The organism is Parasphingopyxis sp. CP4 (genome assembly GCF_013378055.1).
GTDB lineage: Bacteria > Pseudomonadota > Alphaproteobacteria > Sphingomonadales > Sphingomonadaceae > Parasphingopyxis.
The window spans coordinates 501,003-522,741 of the sequence record NZ_CP051130.1; the positions used below are offsets into that span (position 1 = coordinate 501,003).

A 21,739-nucleotide genomic window follows, 5' to 3' on the forward strand; every position below is an offset into this window, starting at 1 on the left:
ATGGCAAAGGCCCAAAAACGTTATCTGTGTCAATCCTGCGGATCGGTCGCCACCAAGTGGCAGGGGCAATGTGCCGACTGCAAGGAATGGAACACACTGGTGGAAGATGCCGGTGGCGTCGTGACGCCATTTCAAGCCAAGCATAACCTGCAATCCGGCGGAACTGCGGTCGATCTGGTGGGTCTCAATGCCGATATCGCCTTGCCAGACCGGATTGGAACCGGGATTGCCGAGCTGGATCGTGCATTAGGTGGCGGGCTTGTTGAAGGCTCGGCTACCTTGCTTGGCGGTGATCCGGGAATCGGCAAATCGACGCTGTTGCTGCAAGCCTGCGCGATCGTCGCAGATGCCGGGCATGATGTAACCTATATTTCGGGCGAGGAGGCGGCGGATCAGATCCGGTTGCGCGCACGGCGGCTGGGGCTTGGCGATGCGCCAATGCAGCTCGCTGCAGCCACCTCGGTGCGCGATATCCTGACGACGCTGGGATCGGGCAAGCCACCGGCATTGCTGATCATCGATTCCATCCAGACCATGCATAGCGACCTGATCGAAGGCGCGCCGGGAACGGTCAGCCAGGTGCGCGCCTCGGCCCAGGAGCTGATCCGCTTCGCCAAGGAACGCGGCACGGCGCTCGTGCTGGTCGGCCATGTGACAAAAGACGGCGCGATCGCGGGCCCTCGCGTGCTCGAACATATGGTCGATACGGTGCTGAGTTTCGAAGGCGAGCGTAGCCATCAATATCGGATATTGCGCGCCATCAAGAACCGCTTTGGCGGGACCGACGAAATCGGCGTTTTTGCGATGGTAGAAAAGGGCCTGGAAGAAGTCGCCAACCCATCTTCACTGTTCCTTACGAGTCGTAAGGAGGATGTCACCGGTGCCGTCGTATTTCCGGCGCTGGAAGGCACCCGGCCCGTGCTGGTCGAGATCCAGGCGCTGGTTGTGCGACTGGCGAGCGGTGCAACCCCACGTCGCGCGGTGGTCGGTTGGGATTCTGGTCGGCTGGCAATGATTTTGGCCGTGCTAGAGGCGCGGTGCGGTCTGAGCTTCTCGACATCCGAAGTCTATCTGAATGTCGCGGGTGGCTATCGCGTTGCCGATCCTGCCGCCGATCTGGCCGTAGCAGCAGCATTGATTTCTGCCCTGTCCGAACGCCCAGTTGCCGCGGATTGCGTGGCCTTTGGCGAAATATCCCTGTCTGGCGAAGTGCGCACCGTATCGCATGCGGCATTGCGGCTCCGAGAGGCGTCAAAGCTCGGTTTTCGTAAGGCCTTGCTGCCCGCATCGATCGACAGCCGCGAAAGCGGAATGGCGCTGGAAGGCTTTTCAGCATTGCGCGCTTTGGTTGACCATTTGCTGGACCGCGCCTAGCGGCGTCCTATGACCATCCTTGATGCGATAGTCCTGATTCTCGTCGGCGGCGGCGCGATCCGCGGCTTTATGCGCGGTTTCACCTTTGAAGTGATGACTTTGCTTTCCTGGCTGTTCGGCGTGATCGCGCTCAGGCTTTTCTACTCCGATGTGGTCGGGCTGTTGGAACCATTGGCAGGCATTGGCGGATCATCCGCCGTGCTGGCATTCGGGCTGGTGTTTGGCGGCGTGTTCTTCGGCAGCCGCTATATCGGCCGCAAGCTCGGCATCGGTGTTCGCGAATCCTTTATTGGCCCGTTCGACCGTATCCTCGGTGTTGGTTTTGGCGCGATCAAGGGATTGATTGCAGTGACGCTTGTTTTCCTGCTCGCCAATCTCGCCACGGATATCGCCTATGGCAGCCATGCAGAGCGCCCGGACTGGATGCAGGACAGCCGAACCTTCCCGCTGCTCAATGCCAGCGGCCGGGCGATTGTCGACTTTGTTGAGCTGCGCCGCGAGGGTGGGACTGATCCGGATTCCCAAGCCGAAGCTGAATAGCACCACTGCACCGCTGGCATTTATCCCGGAAGCAACTAAATCAGGGCGCATGGCCGCTCCGCTCTACACTGCTGATATCTTGCGACTGGCAACCCAGATTCCGCATCTGGATCGACTGGCGGACCCCGATGCGTCGATCGAGCGCCGATCACCGGTGTGCGGCAGCCGCATAGTCGTGGATGTGGAAACGGATGATGCCGGTCGGGTAACGGCATTGGGTCAAGAGGTGCGCGCTTGCGCGCTTGGCCAGGCGTCCGCAGCCTTGATGGGCCAGCACGCGATCGGCAAGAGCGCGCAAGAACTGGCGACAGCGCGCGACGCACTGACCCTGTTTCTGGCAGGGCAGAGCGATGATCCGGGCGATTGGCCAGGTCTTGAAATCTTTCGCGCGGCAATCCCGCATAGTGCGCGCCACGCTTCTATTCGATTGCCGTTCGAAGCGATCGCAATGGCTGTGACGCAAGCGCGGATCGGCGCCTGATGGCGGACGAAGCCGCTGCAGAAGCGCATGGCGGTGCCCATGGATTAACCGGCGAACTGTTGCTCGATGGCTTTATCCTGTTGGGCGCTGCACTCGGTTTCGTCTTGCTGTTCCGCCGGCTCGGCCTGGGTGCGGTGCTCGGCTATCTGCTCGCCGGTGTTGCAGTCGGGCCCTTTGGATTGGCTTTGATAGACAGCGGCGAATCCATATTGGCGGTTGCCGAAATCGGGATTGTCCTGCTGCTGTTCCTTGTCGGGCTTGAACTCGCGCCGGCACGACTATGGCGCCTGAGACGGGATATTTTCGGGCTTGGGATGCTGCAGGTGATAGTCTGCGCGATCGCCATCACCGGGCTCGTTCTTGCCGGAACCAGCTTCACTTTGGCCGCAGCGTTTGCGGTTGGCATGTCGCTCGCGCTGTCATCGACCGCGCAGGTGTTACCGTTGCTCCAATCCGAAGGCCGGTTGAACACACCGCTCGGTGAACGGACCTTCTCGGTGCTGCTGTTCCAGGACCTTTCAATCGTTCCGTTGCTCACTATCGTAGCGGTGCTGTCGCGTGCACCGGCCGTTCCGGGTGCCCCGCCGGGATGGCTGCTCGCTATCTATGCGGTCTTGGCGATCGTCGGACTGGTGCTGGCTGGGCGCTATGTTCTCAATCCGCTGCTGGGCTTGGTTGGTCGTTTTGCCGAGCGCGAGCTCTTTATTGTGACCGGACTGTTCACGGTGTTCGCAGCGGCCGCGCTGATGGATTCACTGGGCCTCTCGATGGCCCTGGGTGCCTTTGTCGCCGGGGTGATGCTCGCTGACTCGCCCTATCGGCATGAGCTGGAGGCGGATGTCGATCCGTTTCGTTCAATCCTGCTCGGGCTATTTTTCCTGGCGGTCGGCATGATGCTCGATGTGGGCGTCGTGCTGGCCCAGCCACTCTTTGTGATCGGCATGGCGGTCGCCCTGGTGGCAACCAAGGTGGCGATCATCTTCGCGCTTGCCCGGGCATTCGGCGTCACGACACGCTCCGCCTTCGTCATGGGCTTGCTGCTCAGTCAGGGCGGTGAATTTGCCTTTGTGCTGTTTGCCGAAGCGGAACGGGCCCTGTTGGTAGCCGATAGCGCGACCAGCCTGTTTGGTGCCGTCGTTACACTGTCTATGGCAACCACGCCGTTCCTGATGGCGCTCGCAAAACGATTTGGCGGTGTGAAAGCATCAGCGCGCGAGGATATGGATGGGCCAAGCGGCGCGCCGACACCGGGTGCGATCATCGTTGGCCATGGCCGCTTCGGACAGACGGTGTCGCAAATGCTGACAGGCGCGAATATCCCGGTGACGCTGATCGATTCCAAGCCCGACCAGATCGACCTGTCGGGCGAATTTGGGCGCAAAGTCTATTATGGCGACGGCCTGCGGGTCGATTTGCTCCGCGAGGCCGGGGCGGATGAAGCGCGGGCGATACTGTTCTGTAATGATGGCACGGCGCTCAACAATGAGCGGCTTGAGGCCATCCGGATGGCGTTTCCCAAGGCACTGATCTTCGCTCGCACATTTGATCGCCGGCATGTGCTCAACCTCGATGCCGATCAGCTCGACGGTACCTTTCGCGAGCTATTGGAATCGGCGATTTCCATGGCGCGGCAGGCGATGGCGCGGATCGATCTCGATGAAACGCTTATCGACCGGGTGGAAGAGGAATATCGCAAGCGCGACTGCGATCGGCTGGATATGCAGCGCGAGGAGGGTGACTTGCGCGCCGGGGCCGAGATGAGCTTCGGAACCGCAGAATCACTCGATTTCGATGGCAGCGAGCCGCGCTAGGCCGCCTCGTCCAGAAAGGCAGCAATATCTGAAAGATCGACGTCACGCGCCAGATAGGTCTGGCCGATGCCGCGTGCGAGCAGGAAGGGAAGGGTGCCGCCCTCCATTTTCTTGTCATGCTGCATATGGCCGACAAGGGTATCGCCACTAGCGCTGACGCCCGCCGCTGAGAGGCCGTTCGGCAAGCCGGTGGTTTCAAAATGCGCTGCCACACGCTCCGCGTCCGCTGCGTCACACAGGCCGCGCCGCGCGGAATAGGCAAAGGCGAGCGATATGCCGGCGGCAACGGCCTCCCCATGGAGCAGGGTATCCGAAAAGCCGGTTTCTGCTTCCAGCGCATGGCCGAAGGTATGGCCCAGGTTGAGCAGCGCCCGGCGGCCGCTGCGCTCTGTCTCGTCTTCGGCGACAATGCGCGCCTTCGCCGCAACGCTGTGGCCGATTGCGGCAATCTGTGCAGACCGGTCACCGGCAAGCAGGTCACTGCCATTGGCTTCGCACCATTTGAAAAATTCAGCATCATCGATCAGCCCATATTTGACGACTTCGGCATAGCCAGCGCCCAGCTCGCGCGTCGGAAGGCTGTCGAGAACTGACGGATCGATCAGGACAAAGCCCGGCTGGTGAAAGGCGCCGATCAGATTTTTGCCAGCCTTGCTGTTGATTGCTGTCTTGCCGCCAACCGAACTGTCGACCTGAGCCAGCAGGGTCGTTGGTATCTGGACAAAACCGCATCCGCGTTTGAGGACCGCGGCCGCAAATCCCGTGAGATCGCCGATCACGCCTCCGCCCAATGCAATGATATGGTCGCCCCGTTCAACGCCGAGTGAGAGCAGCTGATCGGTCAGCTTCTCAAGCTGGTGCCAGTTCTTCGTGCCTTCGCCAGCTGGCAGGACAATGGTGTGAAGTTCGACACCAGCTGCCTGTGCAGAAACTTGCAGCCGGCCCAGTTGGCGTGTCGCGACCGTTTCGTCTGTGACGACAATCGCCCGGTCTCGCGCGATATAGGGCGCGAGCACATCCATGGCTCGATCAAGCAGTCCGTCCGCGATTTGGATATCGTAGCTGCGGCTGCCGAGCGCCACGGGAATGATGGTCATTTGGCGAGGGCCTCCAATATGCGCTCGACGGTTTCGTCATGTGCGCCGTCTCCACTTTGCACATGGATTGGTGCTTGCGCATAATATTGATTGCGCTTGGCGGCTAGCTCGGAAAGCACGACCTTTGGATCATTGTCGCGGACAAGCGGACGGGTATCGCGTCGGGATACCCGCTCGGCGAGAACGTCGATATCGGCATTGAGCCAGATCGCCAGCGCAGCGCGAAGGATCAGCGCGCGCGTCTCATCATTGACGAACGCCCCGCCACCGGTCGCTATCACCCGCGGAGACCCGTCAATCAGGCGGGAGATTACCCGTCGCTCGCCATCGCGGAAATATTCCTCGCCATAGGTTTCGAACAGCTCGCCAACCTTCATGCCGGCAGCCGCTTCAATCTCGTCATCCGAATCAACAAAGGGCAGATCGAGGCGGTTTGCCAGACGTCGCCCGATGGTCGATTTTCCAACCCCCATCAGGCCGACAAGCACTATCGGTTTGTCGATATGAGATTTTATCGCCATCGCGGCGGAATTTGGGGATGGGCTAGGCGTCATGGATTTAGGGGTATAAACAGTCCGTTCGGTCGCCGCAAAAGCGCGTTGCCAAAAGAACAAATCATAATAGGGTAAGTTTCGAATATGTCGCGGTCGCTGCTGCTTTTCCTGATATTTTTGATTGGATTAGCAATCTTCATCTATTATCTTTCTACCGTCGATACAGACGTAGAACCACAGCTTATCGAAGAACCGGTGGCCGATGAAGCGCTGGAAAACTAGCTCACTGATAGCATTGGGAATCGGGGCGAGTGCATATGCACTGGTCGTCCCGGCATTTGGCCAGGAGGGACCGGAATCCCTGCTACCGGAAGGATTTGGCGATCCTGTGCCAGCACCGCCGCCGCCCCCTCCACCGCCACCTGCGGCACCAACACCCTCCGCACCGACTGGACCCGCACCGTCCGCGCCGGTCGCACCGTCCGATCGCAGCGTGGCGCTTGATGGGGAAGGGGATATCGACGAGTTCGACATGAGCGAGCTCGATCTCGAATATGAAGATATCCCTCCGGAATATGAGCTGCCGGCTCAGGCGCGCCGCTCGCTTACCCAAGTCGGACCTCTTACGCCCGCGCTCGGTGGCTATGGCGAAGATGCCTTTGCCGGGGCCGATGGCCGCTATCTTTCGACCCTGATGCGCCGCCTTGATGCGCCGGTCGCGTCGCGCTGGATGCATATCAGCCTGCGCCGCGCGCTCATGAGCCGTGTGCCGACGCCGAACAATGTAGTTGCGCCCGATTGGGTTGCGGAGCGCGCCTGGCTGTTGCTGCGCATGGGCGAAGTGGATGGCGCTCGCATGCTGGCGCAGCGCGTTGATAGCGATCGTCATACGCCGAAACTCTATGCGGTCGCGATGCAGACCAACCTTGCGGCAACCGATCTGGCAGGTTTTTGCCCATTGGTTTCCGGCGCCCGTCGCAGCGCAGAATCACCAGCCTGGATCATGGCTGATGCAATCTGTGCGGGGCTCGGCGGCGAAAGCGCGCGAGCGACGTCGCAGATGGCGGGGTTACGCGGTGCCCAGTTGACGAATGGCTTTGACATTCGGCTCGGCGATCGTGCTGTGAATGCTGGCGGCAGCTCTCAGGCCATCGCGATCGACTGGGAGGGGGTTGAGCAACTCAACGCCTGGCGATTTGGTCTCGCCAATGCAACCGGCGTCGAGATTCCGGAAGAGCTATACCAGGCGGCCGGTCGGCAGGTTGCCGGTTGGCGCGCCCGTACTCCGACGATCGATCTGGCCGATCGCATTGCACCCGCGCGGGTAGCAGCGGCCATGGGTGTGCTGTCCAATCAGGCGCTGGTCACAATGTACAGCGCGCTGCTGGCTGATCTCGATCCGGCAGCGATCCCGGGTTCGACGACGGATATCCTGCGCTCCGCCTATGTCGAACCAGATCCCGCTGATCGGATCGCAGCGATGCAAACTTTGTGGACGGAAGATGATGGCCGGGACGGTCGATATGCCGGACTGATATTGACCGCCCGAGCTGCTGTTCGGATCCAGCCGAGCGCTGACCATGTTTCCGATGCTGGATCTCTGATTGCATCGATGATGACAGCGGGGTTGGACGTTCAGGCCGCACAATGGGCCACGGTTCTCGATGAGGATGCGGATGGCGACGCGTGGGCGTTGCTTGCGGTGGGCGCTCCGCAACCGGTGGTTGAAACGAGCCTTGAGCGGGTCGAGGACTATGCGAGCGCGGCCGGATCCTCCGGCGAACATCGCGCGCGCCTATTGGCGGCCGCACTTGCCGGTCTCGATCGCCTTTCTGCTAATGAAATCAGCGCTGTCGACCGAGCCTTTGGCCTTGGCCTGACGCGCGAAGACATCTGGACCCGCCAACTCGATCTGGTTGCGCGCGCGCAGCGGGTTGGGCTGGTTGCACTGATATCGGCAGTCGGCATGCAATCGGATGGCTGGGCCGGAATTCCGCCGCGCCACCTCTATCATATCGTGCGTGCCTATCGCTTGGCGGGGCGCGAACCCGAAGCCCGGATGATCGCTGCCGAAGCGATAACGCGCGGTTGAGCCGGTGGCCGGTGAGCGCAGCGCCCAACCGGCTGGCGACGACGCGCAACTTATTGCCCGTTTTCTGGAAATGATGGCCGCTGAAGCTGGCGCGGCCCGCAATACACTCAATGCTTATGAGACGGACCTGCGAGGGTCGTCCGGCGTACTGGAAGGCAAACTCGCCACGGCCAAACGGGCAGATCTTGAGCGGCTCGGCGATGGCTGGGCGCAGCTCGCGCGCTCCACAGTTGCCCGAAAATCCGCAGCGCTCCGACGATTTTTCGGCTTCCTCGCGGATGAGGGATTGCGTTCGGATGACCCGTCTGAGGCATTGCCGCGTCCGGGTTCCGCTCGGCCGTTGCCGAAAAGCCTGAGCCATGCCGATATTGGCCGCATCTTCGATACGCTGGAGCGCGGCGTCGCGACGCAAAAGCCGCTCGCCTTTCGCATGGCTGCGTTGATTGAGCTCCTCTATGGGTCGGGCATGCGCGCGACCGAGCTGGTGTCGCTGCCGCGCGCATCTGTACGACGCGGCTCGCCATTTCTAATCCTTACGGGCAAAGGCGGCCGTGAACGGCTGGTGCCGATATCTGACCGGGCATTGGACGCGGTCGACAAATGGCGCGAGCATGTACCCGAGGATGCACGCTGGCTGTTTCCGTCAGGCAAGAGCCATTTGAGCCGGATTCGGCTGTACCAGCTGGTCAAGGAACTGGCAGCAAATTCCGGCATCCCACCCGATCGCGTTAGCCCGCATATATTGCGCCATGCCTTTGCAACCCATCTGCTGGAAGGCGGTGCAGACCTCAGGACATTGCAGACTTTGTTGGGTCATGCCGACATTGCGACGACCCAAATCTATACCCATGTCGATAGTGCGCGGCTGGTCGCGCTCGTTAATGCACGTCATCCACTCGTTGACGCGCCCGGCTCGGAGGCTTAACCGCGCGAATATGCAGCATTTCCTAGATTTCGAAAAACCCATTGCGGATCTGCAGGCGCGGATCGCAGAATTGCGCGATACAGCGGACTCCGGTTCGCTGGATATCAACAGCGAAGTGAAGCGGCTTGAAACCAAGTCTCAAAAAATGTTGCGTGATACCTATGCCTCGTTGACGCCATGGCAAAAGACGCAGGTTGCGCGCCATCCGGATCGCCCACATTTCAAGGATTATGTGGCTGGTTTTGTTGAAGACTTTATCCCACTGGCCGGCGATCGTGGGTTTTCTGATGATCTTGCCATTGTCGGCGGTCTCGGTCGTATCGGCGGTCGTCGTGTTCTCGTCATGGGACATGAGAAGGGCGACAATACCGAAAACCGGCTGAAGCATAATTTCGGGATGGCGAAGCCCGAAGGCTATCGCAAAGCAATCCGGTTGATGAAACTCGCTGATCGATTTGGCCTGCCGGTTGTCACTCTGGTGGATACACCGGGTGCATTTCCGGGAATTCAGGCGGAAGAACGCGCCCAGGCAGAGGCGATTGCCCGTTCAACTCAAGCCTGTTTGCAGCTCCGCGTGCCAATTGTTGCCGCGATTGTCGGCGAAGGCGGCTCGGGCGGTGCGATCGCCTTGTCGAGCGCCAATAGCGTGTTGATGTTTGAAAACGCCATTTACTCGGTCATTTCGCCCGAAGGCTGTGCCTCGATTTTGTGGCGCACGGCTGACAAGGCGGCTGACGCCGCAGAAGCGATGCGGATCAGTGCCGGTGAACTCAAGAAGCTGGGCGTCGTCGATCGGGTGATTGCCGAGCCTGTGGGCGGAGCCCATCGTCAACGCGATGCGGCGATAGAGACTCTGGGCAAGGCGATTGGCGAAGAGCTGGATCGCCTGGCTGGCGTATCGGGCGACAAATTGCGGCAGAAACGCCGCGCCAAATTCTTGGATATGGGGAAATAGCCATCGCATTCTCCACTTGGGGGGAACGATCTGACCCATATCTTGGTTGTCCTGCTAGACAGGATCGGATGGAGGGATAGATGGCAAAATTGAGAATAGCGCTTCTACTATCGGCTGCTGTGGTGACAGGCAGTTGCGCGGGGTTACCGCTTCCCGGATCGGGACCGGCGGCCGGCGAAGCCATTAGCCAACAGGAGCGGCAGCAGGGGGCACAGGCGCATGCGCAATTGCTCCAGCAATTTGGCGATGCCTATTCCGGGCGACAATCAGCATATGTCGTGCAGATCGGACGGCGCATTGCGGTCGAATCCGGACTCTCCAATGCACAGAATGATTTCACAGTTACCCTTTTGAATTCGCCGGTAAATAACGCTTTCGCGCTGCCCGGCGGCTATGTGTATATCACGCGCAATCTGGTCGGCCTGATGAACAATGAGGCGGAGCTTGCTTCGGTGATGGGTCATGAGGTCGGGCATGTCGCGGCCCGCCATTCATCGCGGCGCCAAAGTACATCGACCATCACCCAGATATTGGCAGTGGGCTTGGGTTTGCTCACCGGGAGTGGTGATCTCGCCAATCTCGCCGGCCAGGCGGCACAGCTCTACACGCTGCGCTATTCGCGGAGCCAGGAATATGAAGCGGATGAACTGGGCATCACCTATCTCACCCGCGCCGGATATGATCCGTTTGCAGCTGCGGGCATGCTCTCTTCGCTGGCTGCACAGACATCGCTCAATGCGCGGATCGCCGGGCGCGAAGCGCGGTCGCTGCCGGAATGGGCCAGTACGCATCCCGATCCAGGCGCTCGTGTTTCCCGGGCGCGCAATACGGCGTCGGCAACTGGCGCGGTCGCCGGCGGCGGCACCAATAATCGCGAGGTGTTTCTCAACGCGATTGACGGCATGCTGTATGATGACGATCCGGCCCAGGGCGTAATCGACGGCAATACGTTCCGCCATCCGGACCTTCGCCTGCAATTTACGGTCCCGCAGGGATACACGATGCAAAATGGGACGAGCGCGGTCGTTGTAACGGGGCAAAACGGCCAGGCTCAGTTTGGCGGCGGCCAGCATTCGGGTTCGCTGAGCGATCATGTCGCGCGGGTGTTTCGCGAACTTGGCGGAAATCAGCGCCAGATCAATTATGGCAATGTCACATCGTCGCGGATCAACGGCATTCCGGTGGCGCAAGCCAGTGCGCGGGTGGCCAGCGGATCGAACCAGGTAGATGTGACCGTCACAGCCTATGATTTCGGATCGAACCGCAAATATCATTTCATGACCGTAACCCGCGCCGGGCAGGGGATTGGGCCGTTTAATTCGATGATTCGATCGGTGGCGCGGCTATCCAGTTCGGAAGCAGCGGCAATCCGTCCACGGGTTATCGATGTCGTGACGGTAAGGCGCGGCGATACAATTAGCGGACTTGCGTCGCGGATGGCCTATCAAAGTAACCAGGAAGCCCGGTTTCGGGTGCTCAATGCACTGGGATCAGGGGATTCGCTGCGCGCCGGACAGCGGGTAAAGCTGGTGGTCTTCGGGCGCTAAATTCCAAATTTGCTTTGGACAAAAGAAAACGGGCGGCGAATTGCTTCGCCGCCCGCAATCTCAGTAAACGATTTGGACTTAGTCCATTTCGTTCGAAACGTCGTTAAACGTGTTGCTCAGGTTGTTACCGAGCGTGCTCATTGCCGTGATAGCGGCAACGGCGATCAGAGCAGCGATCAGGCCATATTCAATAGCGGTCGCGCCCTTGCTGTCTTTCAGCATTTTACGAAAATTTTTCATTACTGGTCTCCTTTGAGTTCCAAGTTCAGGTTTCCAAATACCCCGCCAGCCCAACGAGTTCGAACCGACGATTTGAGTTTTAGAGCGGAGGTCTTTCCAAAGACTTAAAACCAATAATTTTTGACGCGTTAACCATTAGAAATGATTTGGCGTGCAAAAAAATCATTAATCTTGAGTGACTTCGTTGGAAACGTCATTCCACATATTGGTGGTTGTTCCGGCCACTGTTCCCAGCGCACCCACCATTGCAAGAACGACGAGTGAGACAATCAAACCATATTCGATTACCGTCGCACCGCGTTCATCGCGCACAATTTTCCTAAGCCCGTTTTTCATGGCACCATACCCCAGATTTTCCATACCCAGGGCGAATCTCGCATCTCCGCATTAACAAAGTGATAATTTGTCGAATGAACCCCCAGATTTTAACCGTTTCCGCGGCCGCCCTTGTCGATCATGACGGCCGTATTCTTGTCCAGAAACGCCCTGAAGGCCGGTCCATGGCGGGCCTCTGGGAGTTTCCCGGTGGCAAATGTGAGCCCGGCGAAACCCCGGAAAGTGCGCTTATTCGCGAGTTACAGGAGGAGCTTGGCATCGAAACCCATGAATCCTGCCTCGCTCCGGCGTGCTTCGCGAGCGAGGCGCTCGGCGATAAGCATTTGCTGTTGTTGCTTTATGTCTGCCGGAAGTGGGGCGGAATCGCTCGCCCGCTGGAAGCGCCGGAGATCAAATGGGTGTTTCCGCGGGAAATGTTCAGCCTCGATATGCCGCCTGCAGACCGACCGTTGATCGGATTGCTTGATTCGCTGATTTAGTCGCTGGGTTTGAGCGCATCGGCCAGCGATGTCGTGCCGCTCCCGCGCGCAGCGGGTTTCGGCTGATCCGGCGAGGGCGACCAACCGGTAAGATACATGATCTCGAAGGTTTCGGATGTTTTCCCGTCTTCACGCCGCGCCTCAAAAGCTGCATGCGCGGCCGCCAGACCGGTGCGCGAGAGGGACGGCGACTGTAACAGGCTCGCATTGGCCGATCCGCGCAGATCGCCGATCAGTCGATTGAGGCCCGGATATCGGACGGTAAGCGTCTCTCCGTCAGCCACCTGAAGCGCAAATCCCGCGCGCCCAAGCAAATCGCCCGCTGCGCGAATATCGATCTGCGGATGTATCCGCGGCGCAACGCCGCCCAGGGCCAGATCTGCGGAAAGCATCGCTTCGCGTAACGCCACCAGGCTCCCCGACCCAATACAGGCGCCCAGAAACAGGCCATCGGGACGCAAGCACCGGCGAATCAGCACCAACGCGCCGGGTAAGTCGTTCACCGTGTCGAGCGTGCCGACCGCCAGTACGAGATCAAAGCTTTCGTCAGCGAAGGGCAGGCGATCTTCGTCACATTGAACCCCGGCCGCGATTCTCGCGGCCTGAAATCCTGCATCGGCAACGACATAGGCAATGCCCTTTGACTGCAGGGCAGCCATCATGGTTTCGCCCGGATATCCAAGGACTAACGCCCGTTGGAAATCGCGTTGCACGCCGCTCAGGCGCTCGATCAGCTCTTCGGCCATATGATCTTGCAGGAAAGCATGATCGGCCCAGCGCCCAAGCGCGCGATCGCGACGCATGCGGCGCAGCGACCGGTTGAACGGTTTGTCCTGGGTGGGAAGCGGTGATTCCATGGCCGGGCTTGTGCCCGGTGGCGCGGTGCGGGACAAGACGGGATGGCACATCTTACTGCAATCCTTGGATCTATTTCCCGGAATGGGTTCGATTTCGCGCTTCCGCCGCGCTGTCCGGCCTGTGGCGAGATCGTCGATGGCGATGATCGCTTCTGCCTGGATTGCTGGATGGCGCTCGATCATCTCGATCAGGGATGCACCCAATGCGGCGATCCGCTTGTCTCGCTACCTGATGCGCAGGCGCTGTGCGGTGCCTGTATGAATGACCCACCAGCCTTCGATTCCATGCGCGCGGCGGTACGCTATGGGGATGTTGCGCGAATTGTGGCGCTGCGTCTCAAATATGGCGGGCGGGTTGGCGCTGCCCGGACGATCGCCGCGAATCTTCATCGCCATATGCGTGATTGTGATGATGCCCTGATCGTGCCGGTACCGCTTCATCGCTGGCGGCTTTGGCGTCGAGGTTATAATCAGGCCGCCTTGATTGCGCGGGCGCTCGCCCCGGCGGCGCCGGAACGGCTCTCGCTCTCCGCACTGCGCCGAACTCGCGCCACACCCTATTTACGCGCGATGGGGGCTCGCGAACGCGCCAAAACCGTGCGCGGCGCTTTTTCCATCAACCCCGAGCAACGCGCGCAGATCGCCGGCCAGCGGCTCGTCCTGGTCGATGACGTCTATACCAGCGGCGCGACCGTTCGTGCCTGCGCAAAGGTGCTGAAACGCGCCGGCGCCCGCGAAATCCATGTTCGTTGCTGGGCGCGTGTCTGTCACGACGATGCGGATGACTATTGACGACGGCGGCTCTGCTTCACACATGGGTGATATGGCCAAGGTAGAAATCTACACCAAATTCCTGTGCGGCTACTGCGCGCGCGCAAAAAACCTGCTCGAATCCAAGGGTGTCGCATTCGAGGAATTCGACATCACCATGGATGCTCCGAAGCGGGACGAGATGCTCGAACGCAGCAATGGCGGACTTACGGTACCGCAAATCTTTATCGATGGCCGGCATGTCGGTGGATCGGACGAACTTGCCGCACTTGAGAGGGCAGGCGAGCTGGATTCGCTGCTCTCGGCCTGATCCGCAGTCATGCGTATTGCACTTCTCCAGATGAATAGCGGGATCGACCCGGCTGAAAATGCCGCGACGATGGTCGATGCGGTTGCCGAAGCAAAAGCCGGTGGCGCGACCATGGTCTTCACTCCGGAAATGAGCGGGCTGCTTGATCAGAAACGCAAGCGTGCCGCTGCCCATCTGACGACCGAGGGCGAAGACAGCGTATTGGCGGCCGTACGCACAGCCGCCGCCGAGCACGGGATTTGGGTGCATATTGGATCGCTCGCCCTGCGCGCCGAGGGAGACCCAGACCGGCTCGTCAATCGCGGCTTTGTTATTGACGACAAGGGTGAGATCCGCGCGCGCTATGACAAGATCCATCTGTTCGATGTCGATCTTGATACCGGCGAAAGCTGGCGCGAAAGTTCCACCTACGATGCCGGTGAGCAGGCGGTGATCGCCGAAACGCCTCTCGGTCCGCTCGGTATGTCAGTCTGTTATGATCTGCGCTTTGCGGATTTGTACCGCGCACTCAGTGACGCCGGCGCGACGCTGATCACTATTCCGGCGGCTTTTACCGTGCCGACGGGAAAGGCGCATTGGCATGTGCTGATGCGGGCTCGGGCGATTGAATCGGCAGCCTTTGTAATCGCAGCGGCCCAGTGCGGCCATCATGCGGACGGGCGCGATACCTTTGGTCATAGCCTGGTTGTCGATCCCTGGGGCGAAGTCCTGCTCGATATGGGCGACACGCTTGGCGTTGGCTTTGCGGACATTGATCCAGCGCGGCTCGATGAGGTCCGCAAACGCATTCCCGTGATCCGCCATCGTCGGCCATTCGCCGCGCCGGAGACAGCGGGATGATTGTCTTCGATCTCCAATGCGGGGCGGGTGCCCATGTCTTCGAGGCCTGGTTCGGTTCATCCAGCGATTACGAGGAACAGCGCGAGAAGGGCCTTGTGAACTGCCCGATCTGCGGGTCCGGTGATATCAGCAAGGCAGTGATGGCTCCGGCGGTTGGCGCCAAGGGCAACCAAGTGGCTGAGGGGAGCGCGGCTTCTTCAGATACAGCGCTGGCGGTATCCAATAGCAATCCGGATCCCGCTCAGATGAAAGCGATGCTGGAAACGCTCGCCAAGGAGCAGGCCAAGGCGCTCGAAAATTCAGACTATGTCGGCGATGATTTCGCGAACGAAGCGCGGGCCATGCATGATGGCGAGATCGACGATCGCCCGATCCATGGGCAAACTTCGGTGGAAGATGCCAAGGCATTGCTTGAGGACGGCGTGCCCGTCGCCCCGCTGCCACTTCCCATCCGCTCGCCAAAAAGCGAGAATTGACCGCCCGGCAGGCCGCGCCTAACGAGCCAGTTGGAGCGCCCGTAGCTCAGTTGGATAGAGCACCAGATTCCTAATCTGGGGGCCACAGGTTCAAATCCTGTCGGGCGCACCATTCATCGCCGCAGCGGCGACTGCTGACCACCAATCCCTACTCCGCCTCAGCCTCTTGCTCAGCGGCTTGCGTCCATCGTTCACCGAAGTTGCGATAGGTGGTCAGCCGGTGCGGCATGACATCGCCTGTTGCGCGTCCAACCCGATAGGCCTCCGCTGTCCAGTGAATGGCGGCCGCGCGGTCGCCCAAAGCATTTTCTGCCAGTGCGTTCATGAATGCGGTTTCGGCATTATCGGGATGTTCCCTGTGCACCCGAGCGAAGAGCGCGCGTGCAGCATCGGCCTCGCCCGCCGCAGCCAAGCGGATTCCGAGCAAGCCGAGCTCCATCGCTTGCGGGTAGAAGCGCGGCCCAAGCTCAGCCTCGCGTTCGGCAAACCAGCTATTGATTGCGGTCGCGCCGTCAGTCTCGATCCGTTCCTGGAGAGCGGTATCAAATCCCCAGGCTGGATAGAGCCGCTCAATGGCGTCGGCGAAAGCGGGCATGACAACGCTAAAATGATTGGTGCGCGGGACCACCGAATAGTGCCATTCAATGCTGTCGGGTGCCCGCGCCTCGAACATCTCCGCAAAGGCATTGCCATCGGGAACAGTGGCGCCGCCATCGGCTTCCGCGACGGCCATATAGTAGAAGAGTTCAGGATATTCAGGCGCAGCGAAAAAGCGCTCGGCTTCTTCAAACAGGAACCGGCCAGAGACCCATGTGCTGGTGCTGAGCGCGATATAGCTTTCGAATGCATCGGGCCGGGTCATCATCACATAGGCTGTGATCACGCCGCCAAAGGAATGGCCGAACAGGGTATTGAAGCCCGAGGTTCGATATCGGCCATCGATCATCGGCTTCAGTTCGTCGGTTAGAAAATCGCGAAATGCATCAGCTTCTCCCGAATTGGGAAAACTCGCAGAGGGCCGCGGGACAAAGTCACGGTTGCGATCGACATTACGAATGCCGACGACGATGGTTTCCGGGATCCGCCCCCAATAGCTGAGATAGTCAACATAGTCGGCGACGATCCGATAATTCCAATCGGCATCGGTGACGTAAAATACGGGGTACCGATCCTGCGTCTCTGAATAACTTGCCGGTAAACGGACCGTAATTTCGCGACTTTCGCCAATCACGAGTGATTCCACTGCCAATTCTTCCTCGCGATCAGTGGATTGAACTGGCGACGCAGCGCGATTCCAATCGAGCGGGGTCAAGTCTTGGGCTGCGGCGGGTGCAGCCAGAGCGGCGGCAGCAACGCCTAAGATAGCGCAGGCAATTCGCATGGGACCTCCTATCAAGGACTGACGGAGATAATCTGACCGGCGCTCGCCTCAATCGTTCATCGCTTAACCAACGATGGTTTTCGGCAAATAGCGCGATATGAGCGCCGCGGGCGTCAGTCGTCGGTTAGGCACACGAACAGCATCGTGATTGCCGATGCCATCGCGTACATGTACGCGCCTTCCATCGATCCCGTGCCAAGCTGGGTTTGCCACATCTGGAAAAACGCCGCGCCGAAGGTCATGAAAAAGCCGAACCAGACCAGCAAGGCGAGCGCCGCTGCAATGACGCCGGCGCGCTTGGCTGCGTGAAACTCTTCGGCTGGAGCGGTGCGGGCCTTGAACAGATCCCAACCGCCCTTGATACCAAAAAATGCGACGGCAAATTCGCCGATCAGCACCATTGTCAGCGCGACCCAGCCGATCATCGGGTCGGATAGTTTGAAGAAGAATGTCTCGCGATACACTGCATGATCCGTGCCGCTCAGGACATAGACGAGAGATTCATGGGCAGTCGACAGATTGGCAATGTTTTGAAGTACGTAGAACAGGGCGTGCAGCCCAATAAACAACACCAATAGTGATTTTATGATCCGTATCATTGTAGCGCCCCCCAAATGTCCCCGTCCAAAGGCTAGCATTTCCAGGCCTTGCGGGCAATTTGATAGGCGCGGGGAGGCGTGCGCTGCGGCAGTGGACAAGGTGACCAAACCGGTCTTCGGATATCCGCTTTGCGCCCAAACCGGACACAGCTAGAATCAGTATAAAAGCGGCTAGACTGAATCCCTATGCCCTCAGGCGCGGCTCCAGCGCGCAGCAGGAGGAGTCCTGCACATTCGCGATGGCATTCGTACTTCCTCACCGCCCCTGATAACAATGTCGGTCACAATCATGCAGGTCCTGCCAGCTGATTCTTGGGATGTACCTGCAATCTCAGCTCGCGCTAGCTGCTGAACTGTTGCTAGGTTTTCGCGTGCGGCTAGACCATTTTCATCCTGCCCGCCTTGTGTGCGATCAGTGTGTTCTACGACCTCGCGATAGAGGTCCTCCGCCTCCGAATAACGACCCTGTTCTTGAAGCGCGACAGCCAAGTTGGTTTTAGCGGCCAAGGCCTCCGGAGCATCGGATCCAAGCTCTGTTTCTGCAACTTGCATAGAACGGCGCGCTAGTTGTTCGGCTTCCTGATTTCTACCCTCTGCGACCAACAACCCCGCAAGATTGTTTCGGTTTAGAACTGTATTGGGATGGCTTGCTCCAACCGTGCGTTCTTGGGCTTCCAGTGCCCTTCGATAGAGTTGTTCGGCCTCTGCGTTCCGACCTTGATCGTGGTAAAGTACGGCTAGGTTACCGATTGAGACGAGCGTATCGGGATGCTCGGCGCCCAATGCCATTGCCCGGAATTCAACGATCATTTGGAGAAGTTCTTGTGCCTCGGTGAGAAGGTCTGCCGCATACAACATCCGCGCAACACTGCTCGCTACGTCAAGCGTTACGGGATGCACCAAACCCAATTCACGCTCACTGGTGTCAAAAGCTTGCGTAAAAAGGGATAAGGCCTCTTCGAAGCGGCCTTGCTCCCAATATAGAGTCGCCAGATTGTTCATCGTTGTCAGTGTCCCGGGATGCCCGGGACCCAAGGTGCGTTCAGCAGTTTGGAGCGCTCGCAGATAATGTGGTTCGGCTTCCCTCAACTGGCCCCTTTGGAAGTAAAGCGTGGCTACATTATTCACCATAGCCAGCGTGAAACTATGATCCGGACCCAAGACACGCTCAAAACCGTTCAGCGCCCGCCGAATAAGCGGTTCCGCTTCGGCATCGCGGCCCTGATGAAAACGCAAAGCAGCCAGATTTGCGACGGTCTCCAATGTGTCGCTATGTTCGGGGCCAAGGGTTCGTTCTTGGGCTTCGAGCGCTCTTCGGATAAGTACTTCCGCCTCTGCGTAGCGCCCCATGGCGATTTGTGCAGATGCCATATGCGTAAGCCATGAAAGTGTCTCCTGATGCTCAGGCCCCAGGGTGCGTTCACTTTCCTCAAACTGCTGCCTGGCCAGCTCTTCGGCCTCTGCATATTGGCCGGCGTCAAAAAGTTCTTCTGCTCTGTCCTCCAAATTCTGTTGAGCTCCAGCTGGTACTGCCCACATCAAGGCGAAAAAGAGCAAGACGACAAAGGTGAACAGATTTGCCAGCCGGCTCATCCGTTGAAGCAAGTTTTCTTGAGCGATTATGATCTCTCCCCGGTCTTTCGCCGACCAACCTTCGCATAGGTCTCCTATGTTGGGAACCTCTTGTGATTAGGGGCGCCAGATCCAGCAGGTCTCTGGTGAGTCAATAGCGCCGTAGTCAATTTCTCGAATGTCCGCTTTCGGCCAGAAGCGGTCTTTGAGCCATCCTTCGGCCCGATCGAAAACCCATGCTGTCCTACACATAATGGACTGTGATACTATTCGGACAAGCCATGTTGTTTTGAACACTGCGTTGCCGCGGGCGTAGGAAAACTGCGTCCTATTGGACACATAATTGCCCGGTTACCGGCGGCCTGTGTCAACTAGTGTCAACTAAATGCGGGGCCTAGCCAGCTGTCTGGGGCGGGAATTTGCCGATCTACGCCGCCAGGGCGCAGCCTTCCAGGGTGATGCGGTGCATGACGCGGCGTTCGCCCTGATAGTCGTTGAGCGCATAGTGCCAGGTGGCGCGGTTGTCCCAAAAGGCGATCGAGCCGGGCTTCCATTCGAAGCGCGTCACGAATTGATCCTGCTGGGCATGCATGTAGAGCCGCATCAGAAGGGCAGCGCTGTCTTCCTGCGACATGCCTTTCATGCCGATCGTGAAAGCCGCGTTGACGTAGAGGATTTTCTTGCCGCTCAGCGGGTGGGTGATGATGACGGGATGGACAACATCGTCGAGCGCATCGGCTGCATCGGCATTGTGGAGCCGCTCATTGACGTCGCTGCCTTCTTTATAGGCCGATTGGCCGCCAAAGATGTGCTTGCTCGAATGGACCGCTTCGAGCCCGTCGAGCAACTGCTTGGTTTCATCGTCCAGCGCTTCATAGGCGGCCGCCATATCGGCGAACATTGTATCGCCACCCTTGGGCGGGAGTTCGCGCGCGACGAGGATCGAGCCCATGGCGGGTTCGGCGTCATAGCTGTGATCGGTGTGCCAGCCACCGCCGATATTGGTGGCCTGGTCGGGCTCCTTGCGCACTTCGGCAATCTGCGGATAGCCGTCGACCGGTGTGAAGAAGCGATTGACGTTGATATCGCCCCAGCGTTCGGCGAATTCGATATGCTGTTCGGGGGTAATCGTCTGGTCGCGCAGGAAGATCAGACCATGATCGGCAAAGGCCTGGCGGATGACGGCGAAATCCTCGTCGCTGATCGGCTGCGATATATCGACATTGCCGATTTCGGCGCCGGGGCCCTTGCAAGGGGTGACGGTGATGCTGCTCATGCTCGGATCCTCCTCTGGTCCTGTACGTTTGGCCAGCTTTACGAGGACGTCAAGAGTACCTAGCTGTAGTATCAAGACGCAATTTCTGCGAAAAAGGCTGAATATGAGCGACTATGACCCTGCCATGGACCCCGCCTTGGACGATGACATCATCGCGCCACAGGCCAAGATTCCGGTGCCCGATGAGGTGCAAGAGGCGATCGAAACCCTGATTCGCTGGGCCGGCGACGATCCGAGCCGCGAAGGGCTGGTCGACACGCCGAAGCGCGTCGCAAGGGCCTGGAAGGAATATTGCCAGGGCTATGAAGAAGATCCTGCAGTTCACCTGGAGCGGACCTTTGAAGAAGTCGGTGGCTATGACGAACTGGTCCTGTTGAAGGACATCCCGTTCCAGTCCCATTGCGAACATCATATGGCGCCGATCATCGGGTCGGCATCAATTGCCTATATGCCGCGCGAGCGTGTCGTCGGCATTTCGAAACTCGCCCGGGTGATGAACGGTTTTGCCCGTCGGCTCCAGGTGCAGGAGCGGATGACAGCCGAGATCGCACAATGCATCTGGGATCACCTTCAACCGCATGGCGTGGCCGTCGTGATCAATGCGAGCCATAGTTGCATGACAGCGCGCGGCGTCCGGACGCCGGGCGTCAAGATGACAACATCACGATTGCTTGGTTGCTTCCTCGATGACGAACGGAGCCGTAAGGAAGTTCTGTCGCTGATGGGATATTGAGGCTAAGACTCAACGCCATGAACAATCTAATGCGCAGAGCCAGTTCGGGATGGATCGTGGCAGCTGGAGCCTTGGTGCTTTCAGCTTGCGGCGAGAGCCAACTGGGCGAGACCGAAGTGACGACCAATGGCATGTCGGACGAGGTGGCCGAGGCGCCGCAACGTCTGACTCCGGTCGACGAACCGGTTGAGGTCGAGGCGCCTGTGCTCGCACCGCTTTCCTTTACCGATATCGAAGCCGAGCTCGAGCCTGGGGCCGGATGCAGCGTGGTAGCCGATGGCAAGGCACTGCTGGTCGCAGTCGAGGGCGATGCAATCAGCCAACCTTATGGCACATTGCGACATTTTGAATTTGACGGCGATTTCGACACGCTAGGCGAGGGCGGCAGCTTCACTGCCGGTGTCATAACCATTGTCGTAACGCCGGAAGAAGGCGAGGGCGAACAGATTGAAACCCAGCTCGTCCGATCCGCTGTCGTTACGATTCGCGAAGATGGCCAAGAGGGCGAGGCGGAAATCCGCGGCGAATGGCAGTGCGGCGCCTAGGCGCGGCA

The 21,739-nt window shown here is 59.3% G+C and carries 25 protein-coding genes and 1 tRNA gene; 17 read left to right on the forward strand and 9 right to left on the reverse strand.

Annotated elements, in window-relative coordinates; translation table 11 throughout:
- The 4 genes from radA to HFP51_RS02465 are packed head-to-tail and all read left to right on the forward strand — an operon-like array spanning nucleotide 1 to nucleotide 4,206.
- On the forward strand, nucleotides 1-1,374 hold the full coding sequence (gene radA / locus HFP51_RS02450) for a DNA repair protein RadA (protein WP_176874204.1): 1,374 nt from the start codon (nucleotides 1-3) through the stop codon (nucleotides 1,372-1,374).
- Nucleotides 1,375-1,383: 9 nt separating this feature from the next.
- Nucleotides 1,384-1,914 carry a CvpA family protein gene (locus HFP51_RS02455; RefSeq protein ID WP_176874205.1) on the forward strand — a complete coding sequence of 177 codons (531 nt, stop codon included), beginning with the start codon at nucleotides 1,384-1,386 and terminating at the stop codon, nucleotides 1,912-1,914.
- Between the two features lie 49 nt (nucleotides 1,915-1,963).
- Nucleotides 1,964-2,395, forward strand: coding sequence for an iron-sulfur cluster assembly scaffold protein (locus HFP51_RS02460; RefSeq protein WP_176874206.1), 432 nt, complete (start codon nucleotides 1,964-1,966; stop codon nucleotides 2,393-2,395).
- Nucleotides 2,395-4,206: a monovalent cation:proton antiporter-2 (CPA2) family protein gene (locus tag HFP51_RS02465; RefSeq protein ID WP_176874207.1), complete on the forward strand. Its 1,812-nt coding sequence runs from the start codon at nucleotides 2,395-2,397 to the stop codon at nucleotides 4,204-4,206. The genes HFP51_RS02460 and HFP51_RS02465 overlap by 1 nt, the downstream gene beginning before the upstream one ends.
- Here HFP51_RS02465 and aroB read toward each other — a convergent pair.
- Together aroB and HFP51_RS02475 are read right to left on the reverse strand one after the other, a co-directional pair.
- Nucleotides 4,203-5,303, reverse strand: coding sequence for a 3-dehydroquinate synthase (gene aroB, locus HFP51_RS02470; RefSeq protein ID WP_176874208.1), 1,101 nt, complete (start codon nucleotides 5,301-5,303; stop codon nucleotides 4,203-4,205). The genes HFP51_RS02465 and aroB overlap by 4 nt on opposite strands.
- Complete coding sequence (locus HFP51_RS02475) at nucleotides 5,300-5,824, reverse strand: shikimate kinase (RefSeq protein ID WP_176874209.1); 525 nt, start codon at nucleotides 5,822-5,824, stop codon at nucleotides 5,300-5,302. Before HFP51_RS02475 ends, aroB begins: the two co-directional genes overlap by 4 nt.
- Nucleotides 5,825-5,941: 117 nt before the next feature.
- On the opposite strand from HFP51_RS02475, the gene HFP51_RS02480 reads away from it, so the two are divergent.
- From HFP51_RS02480 to HFP51_RS02500, 5 genes are all read left to right on the forward strand, one after another.
- The gene (locus tag HFP51_RS02480) at nucleotides 5,942-6,079 is read left to right on the forward strand and encodes a hypothetical protein (RefSeq protein WP_176874210.1); all 138 of its coding nucleotides are present in this window, start codon (nucleotides 5,942-5,944) and stop codon (nucleotides 6,077-6,079) included.
- A complete protein-coding gene (locus HFP51_RS02485; protein ID WP_176874211.1) occupies nucleotides 6,060-7,889 on the forward strand; it encodes a hypothetical protein in 1,830 nt (609 codons plus the stop codon). The genes HFP51_RS02480 and HFP51_RS02485 overlap by 20 nt, the downstream gene beginning before the upstream one ends.
- Nucleotides 7,890-7,959: 70 nt before the next feature.
- Nucleotides 7,960-8,814: a tyrosine-type recombinase/integrase gene (locus tag HFP51_RS02490; RefSeq protein WP_176876501.1), complete on the forward strand. Its 855-nt coding sequence runs from the start codon at nucleotides 7,960-7,962 to the stop codon at nucleotides 8,812-8,814.
- Nucleotides 8,815-8,824: 10 nt separating this feature from the next.
- A complete protein-coding gene (locus HFP51_RS02495; protein WP_176874212.1) occupies nucleotides 8,825-9,769 on the forward strand; it encodes an acetyl-CoA carboxylase carboxyltransferase subunit alpha in 945 nt (314 codons plus the stop codon).
- Between the two features lie 80 nt (nucleotides 9,770-9,849).
- The gene (locus HFP51_RS02500; protein WP_176874213.1) at nucleotides 9,850-11,316 is read left to right on the forward strand and encodes a M48 family metalloprotease; all 1,467 of its coding nucleotides are present in this window, start codon (nucleotides 9,850-9,852) and stop codon (nucleotides 11,314-11,316) included.
- Nucleotides 11,317-11,394: 78 nt separating this feature from the next.
- Here HFP51_RS02500 and HFP51_RS02505 read toward each other — a convergent pair whose 3' ends face one another.
- A complete protein-coding gene (locus HFP51_RS02505) occupies nucleotides 11,395-11,556 on the reverse strand; it encodes a Flp family type IVb pilin (protein ID WP_176874214.1) in 162 nt (53 codons plus the stop codon).
- A 165-nt stretch (nucleotides 11,557-11,721) separates the two neighbouring features.
- Complete coding sequence (locus tag HFP51_RS02510; RefSeq protein ID WP_176874215.1) at nucleotides 11,722-11,892, reverse strand: Flp family type IVb pilin; 171 nt, start codon at nucleotides 11,890-11,892, stop codon at nucleotides 11,722-11,724.
- A gap of 74 nt (nucleotides 11,893-11,966) precedes the next feature.
- Here HFP51_RS02510 and HFP51_RS02515 point away from each other — a divergent pair, with 74 nt between their 5' ends.
- Nucleotides 11,967-12,371 (forward strand): (deoxy)nucleoside triphosphate pyrophosphohydrolase, encoded by a 405-nt coding sequence (locus tag HFP51_RS02515; protein ID WP_176874216.1) that lies wholly within the window; start codon nucleotides 11,967-11,969, stop codon nucleotides 12,369-12,371.
- Here the strand turns inward: HFP51_RS02515 and HFP51_RS02520 are convergent.
- Nucleotides 12,368-13,279 carry a class I SAM-dependent methyltransferase gene (locus HFP51_RS02520; RefSeq protein ID WP_176874217.1) on the reverse strand — a complete coding sequence of 304 codons (912 nt, stop codon included), beginning with the start codon at nucleotides 13,277-13,279 and terminating at the stop codon, nucleotides 12,368-12,370. The two genes, HFP51_RS02515 and HFP51_RS02520, sit on opposite strands and share 4 nt — an antisense overlap.
- On the opposite strand from HFP51_RS02520, the gene HFP51_RS02525 reads away from it, so the two are divergent.
- The 5 genes from HFP51_RS02525 to HFP51_RS02545 all read left to right on the forward strand — a co-directional run bounded on the left by HFP51_RS02525 (nucleotide 13,271) and on the right by HFP51_RS02545 (nucleotide 15,737).
- Nucleotides 13,271-14,020, forward strand: a complete 750-nt coding sequence (locus tag HFP51_RS02525) for a ComF family protein (RefSeq protein ID WP_176874218.1) — start codon at nucleotides 13,271-13,273, stop codon at nucleotides 14,018-14,020. The genes HFP51_RS02520 and HFP51_RS02525 overlap by 9 nt on opposite strands.
- 31 nt (nucleotides 14,021-14,051) lie before the next feature.
- Nucleotides 14,052-14,309, forward strand: a complete 258-nt coding sequence (grxC, locus tag HFP51_RS02530) for a glutaredoxin 3 (RefSeq protein WP_176876502.1) — start codon at nucleotides 14,052-14,054, stop codon at nucleotides 14,307-14,309.
- A gap of 9 nt (nucleotides 14,310-14,318) precedes the next feature.
- Complete coding sequence (locus tag HFP51_RS02535) at nucleotides 14,319-15,149, forward strand: carbon-nitrogen hydrolase family protein (RefSeq protein WP_176874219.1); 831 nt, start codon at nucleotides 14,319-14,321, stop codon at nucleotides 15,147-15,149.
- Nucleotides 15,146-15,625 carry a DUF1178 family protein gene (locus HFP51_RS02540; RefSeq protein ID WP_176874220.1) on the forward strand — a complete coding sequence of 160 codons (480 nt, stop codon included), beginning with the start codon at nucleotides 15,146-15,148 and terminating at the stop codon, nucleotides 15,623-15,625. Before HFP51_RS02535 ends, HFP51_RS02540 begins: the two co-directional genes overlap by 4 nt.
- A 35-nt stretch (nucleotides 15,626-15,660) precedes the next feature.
- Nucleotides 15,661-15,737, forward strand: a tRNA-Arg gene (locus HFP51_RS02545).
- Nucleotides 15,738-15,773: 36 nt separating this feature from the next.
- Here the strand turns inward: HFP51_RS02545 and HFP51_RS02550 are convergent.
- The 4 genes from HFP51_RS02550 to HFP51_RS02565 form a co-directional block, all read right to left on the reverse strand.
- Nucleotides 15,774-17,006, reverse strand: coding sequence for an alpha/beta hydrolase (locus tag HFP51_RS02550; protein ID WP_176874221.1), 1,233 nt, complete (start codon nucleotides 17,004-17,006; stop codon nucleotides 15,774-15,776).
- A 113-nt stretch (nucleotides 17,007-17,119) separates the two neighbouring features.
- Nucleotides 17,120-17,605, reverse strand: a complete 486-nt coding sequence (locus HFP51_RS02555; RefSeq protein WP_176874222.1) for a DUF2165 family protein — start codon at nucleotides 17,603-17,605, stop codon at nucleotides 17,120-17,122.
- A 192-nt stretch (nucleotides 17,606-17,797) separates the two neighbouring features.
- Nucleotides 17,798-19,198 carry a tetratricopeptide repeat protein gene (locus HFP51_RS02560; RefSeq protein WP_176874223.1) on the reverse strand — a complete coding sequence of 467 codons (1,401 nt, stop codon included), beginning with the start codon at nucleotides 19,196-19,198 and terminating at the stop codon, nucleotides 17,798-17,800.
- Nucleotides 19,199-19,604: 406 nt separating this feature from the next.
- Nucleotides 19,605-20,453 carry a TauD/TfdA family dioxygenase gene (locus tag HFP51_RS02565; RefSeq protein ID WP_176874224.1) on the reverse strand — a complete coding sequence of 283 codons (849 nt, stop codon included), beginning with the start codon at nucleotides 20,451-20,453 and terminating at the stop codon, nucleotides 19,605-19,607.
- Between the two features lie 103 nt (nucleotides 20,454-20,556).
- Between HFP51_RS02565 and folE the strand changes: the two genes are divergently transcribed.
- Both folE and HFP51_RS02575 read left to right on the forward strand, forming a co-directional pair.
- On the forward strand, nucleotides 20,557-21,186 hold the full coding sequence (folE, locus tag HFP51_RS02570; RefSeq protein WP_176874225.1) for a GTP cyclohydrolase I FolE: 630 nt from the start codon (nucleotides 20,557-20,559) through the stop codon (nucleotides 21,184-21,186).
- A gap of 17 nt (nucleotides 21,187-21,203) precedes the next feature.
- Complete coding sequence (locus HFP51_RS02575; RefSeq protein ID WP_176874226.1) at nucleotides 21,204-21,731, forward strand: hypothetical protein; 528 nt, start codon at nucleotides 21,204-21,206, stop codon at nucleotides 21,729-21,731.
- Nucleotides 21,732-21,739: the final 8 nt, after the last annotated feature.

What these genes read in the sequence shown, in the direction of transcription:
- HFP51_RS02540 (WP_176874220.1), top strand. Translation starts at nt 15,146, where the DNA reads ATGATTGTCTTCGATCTCCAATGCGGGGCGGGTGCCCATGTCTTCGAG.
- HFP51_RS02555 (WP_176874222.1), bottom strand. Translation starts at nt 17,605, where the DNA reads ATGATACGGATCATAAAATCACTATTGGTGTTGTTTATTGGGCTGCAC.
- HFP51_RS02475 (WP_176874209.1), bottom strand. Translation starts at nt 5,824, where the DNA reads ATGGCGATAAAATCTCATATCGACAAACCGATAGTGCTTGTCGGCCTG.
- aroB (WP_176874208.1), bottom strand. Translation starts at nt 5,303, where the DNA reads ATGACCATCATTCCCGTGGCGCTCGGCAGCCGCAGCTACGATATCCAA.
- HFP51_RS02560 (WP_176874223.1), bottom strand. Translation starts at nt 19,198, where the DNA reads ATGAGCCGGCTGGCAAATCTGTTCACCTTTGTCGTCTTGCTCTTTTTC.
- HFP51_RS02575 (WP_176874226.1), top strand. Translation starts at nt 21,204, where the DNA reads ATGAACAATCTAATGCGCAGAGCCAGTTCGGGATGGATCGTGGCAGCT.
- HFP51_RS02500 (WP_176874213.1), top strand. Translation starts at nt 9,850, where the DNA reads ATGGCAAAATTGAGAATAGCGCTTCTACTATCGGCTGCTGTGGTGACA.
- HFP51_RS02460 (WP_176874206.1), top strand. Translation starts at nt 1,964, where the DNA reads ATGGCCGCTCCGCTCTACACTGCTGATATCTTGCGACTGGCAACCCAG.
- HFP51_RS02510 (WP_176874215.1), bottom strand. Translation starts at nt 11,892, where the DNA reads ATGAAAAACGGGCTTAGGAAAATTGTGCGCGATGAACGCGGTGCGACG.
- HFP51_RS02455 (WP_176874205.1), top strand. Translation starts at nt 1,384, where the DNA reads ATGACCATCCTTGATGCGATAGTCCTGATTCTCGTCGGCGGCGGCGCG.
- HFP51_RS02505 (WP_176874214.1), bottom strand. Translation starts at nt 11,556, where the DNA reads ATGAAAAATTTTCGTAAAATGCTGAAAGACAGCAAGGGCGCGACCGCT.
- HFP51_RS02485 (WP_176874211.1), top strand. Translation starts at nt 6,060, where the DNA reads ATGAAGCGCTGGAAAACTAGCTCACTGATAGCATTGGGAATCGGGGCG.
- HFP51_RS02565 (WP_176874224.1), bottom strand. Translation starts at nt 20,453, where the DNA reads ATGAGCAGCATCACCGTCACCCCTTGCAAGGGCCCCGGCGCCGAAATC.
- grxC (WP_176876502.1), top strand. Translation starts at nt 14,052, where the DNA reads ATGGCCAAGGTAGAAATCTACACCAAATTCCTGTGCGGCTACTGCGCG.
- folE (WP_176874225.1), top strand. Translation starts at nt 20,557, where the DNA reads ATGAGCGACTATGACCCTGCCATGGACCCCGCCTTGGACGATGACATC.
- HFP51_RS02525 (WP_176874218.1), top strand. Translation starts at nt 13,271, where the DNA reads ATGGCACATCTTACTGCAATCCTTGGATCTATTTCCCGGAATGGGTTC.
- HFP51_RS02535 (WP_176874219.1), top strand. Translation starts at nt 14,319, where the DNA reads ATGCGTATTGCACTTCTCCAGATGAATAGCGGGATCGACCCGGCTGAA.
- HFP51_RS02490 (WP_176876501.1), top strand. Translation starts at nt 7,960, where the DNA reads ATGATGGCCGCTGAAGCTGGCGCGGCCCGCAATACACTCAATGCTTAT.
- HFP51_RS02550 (WP_176874221.1), bottom strand. Translation starts at nt 17,006, where the DNA reads ATGCGAATTGCCTGCGCTATCTTAGGCGTTGCTGCCGCCGCTCTGGCT.
- HFP51_RS02480 (WP_176874210.1), top strand. Translation starts at nt 5,942, where the DNA reads ATGTCGCGGTCGCTGCTGCTTTTCCTGATATTTTTGATTGGATTAGCA.
- HFP51_RS02495 (WP_176874212.1), top strand. Translation starts at nt 8,825, where the DNA reads ATGCAGCATTTCCTAGATTTCGAAAAACCCATTGCGGATCTGCAGGCG.
- HFP51_RS02515 (WP_176874216.1), top strand. Translation starts at nt 11,967, where the DNA reads ATGAACCCCCAGATTTTAACCGTTTCCGCGGCCGCCCTTGTCGATCAT.
- HFP51_RS02465 (WP_176874207.1), top strand. Translation starts at nt 2,395, where the DNA reads ATGGCGGACGAAGCCGCTGCAGAAGCGCATGGCGGTGCCCATGGATTA.
- HFP51_RS02520 (WP_176874217.1), bottom strand. Translation starts at nt 13,279, where the DNA reads ATGTGCCATCCCGTCTTGTCCCGCACCGCGCCACCGGGCACAAGCCCG.
- radA (WP_176874204.1), top strand. Translation starts at nt 1, where the DNA reads ATGGCAAAGGCCCAAAAACGTTATCTGTGTCAATCCTGCGGATCGGTC.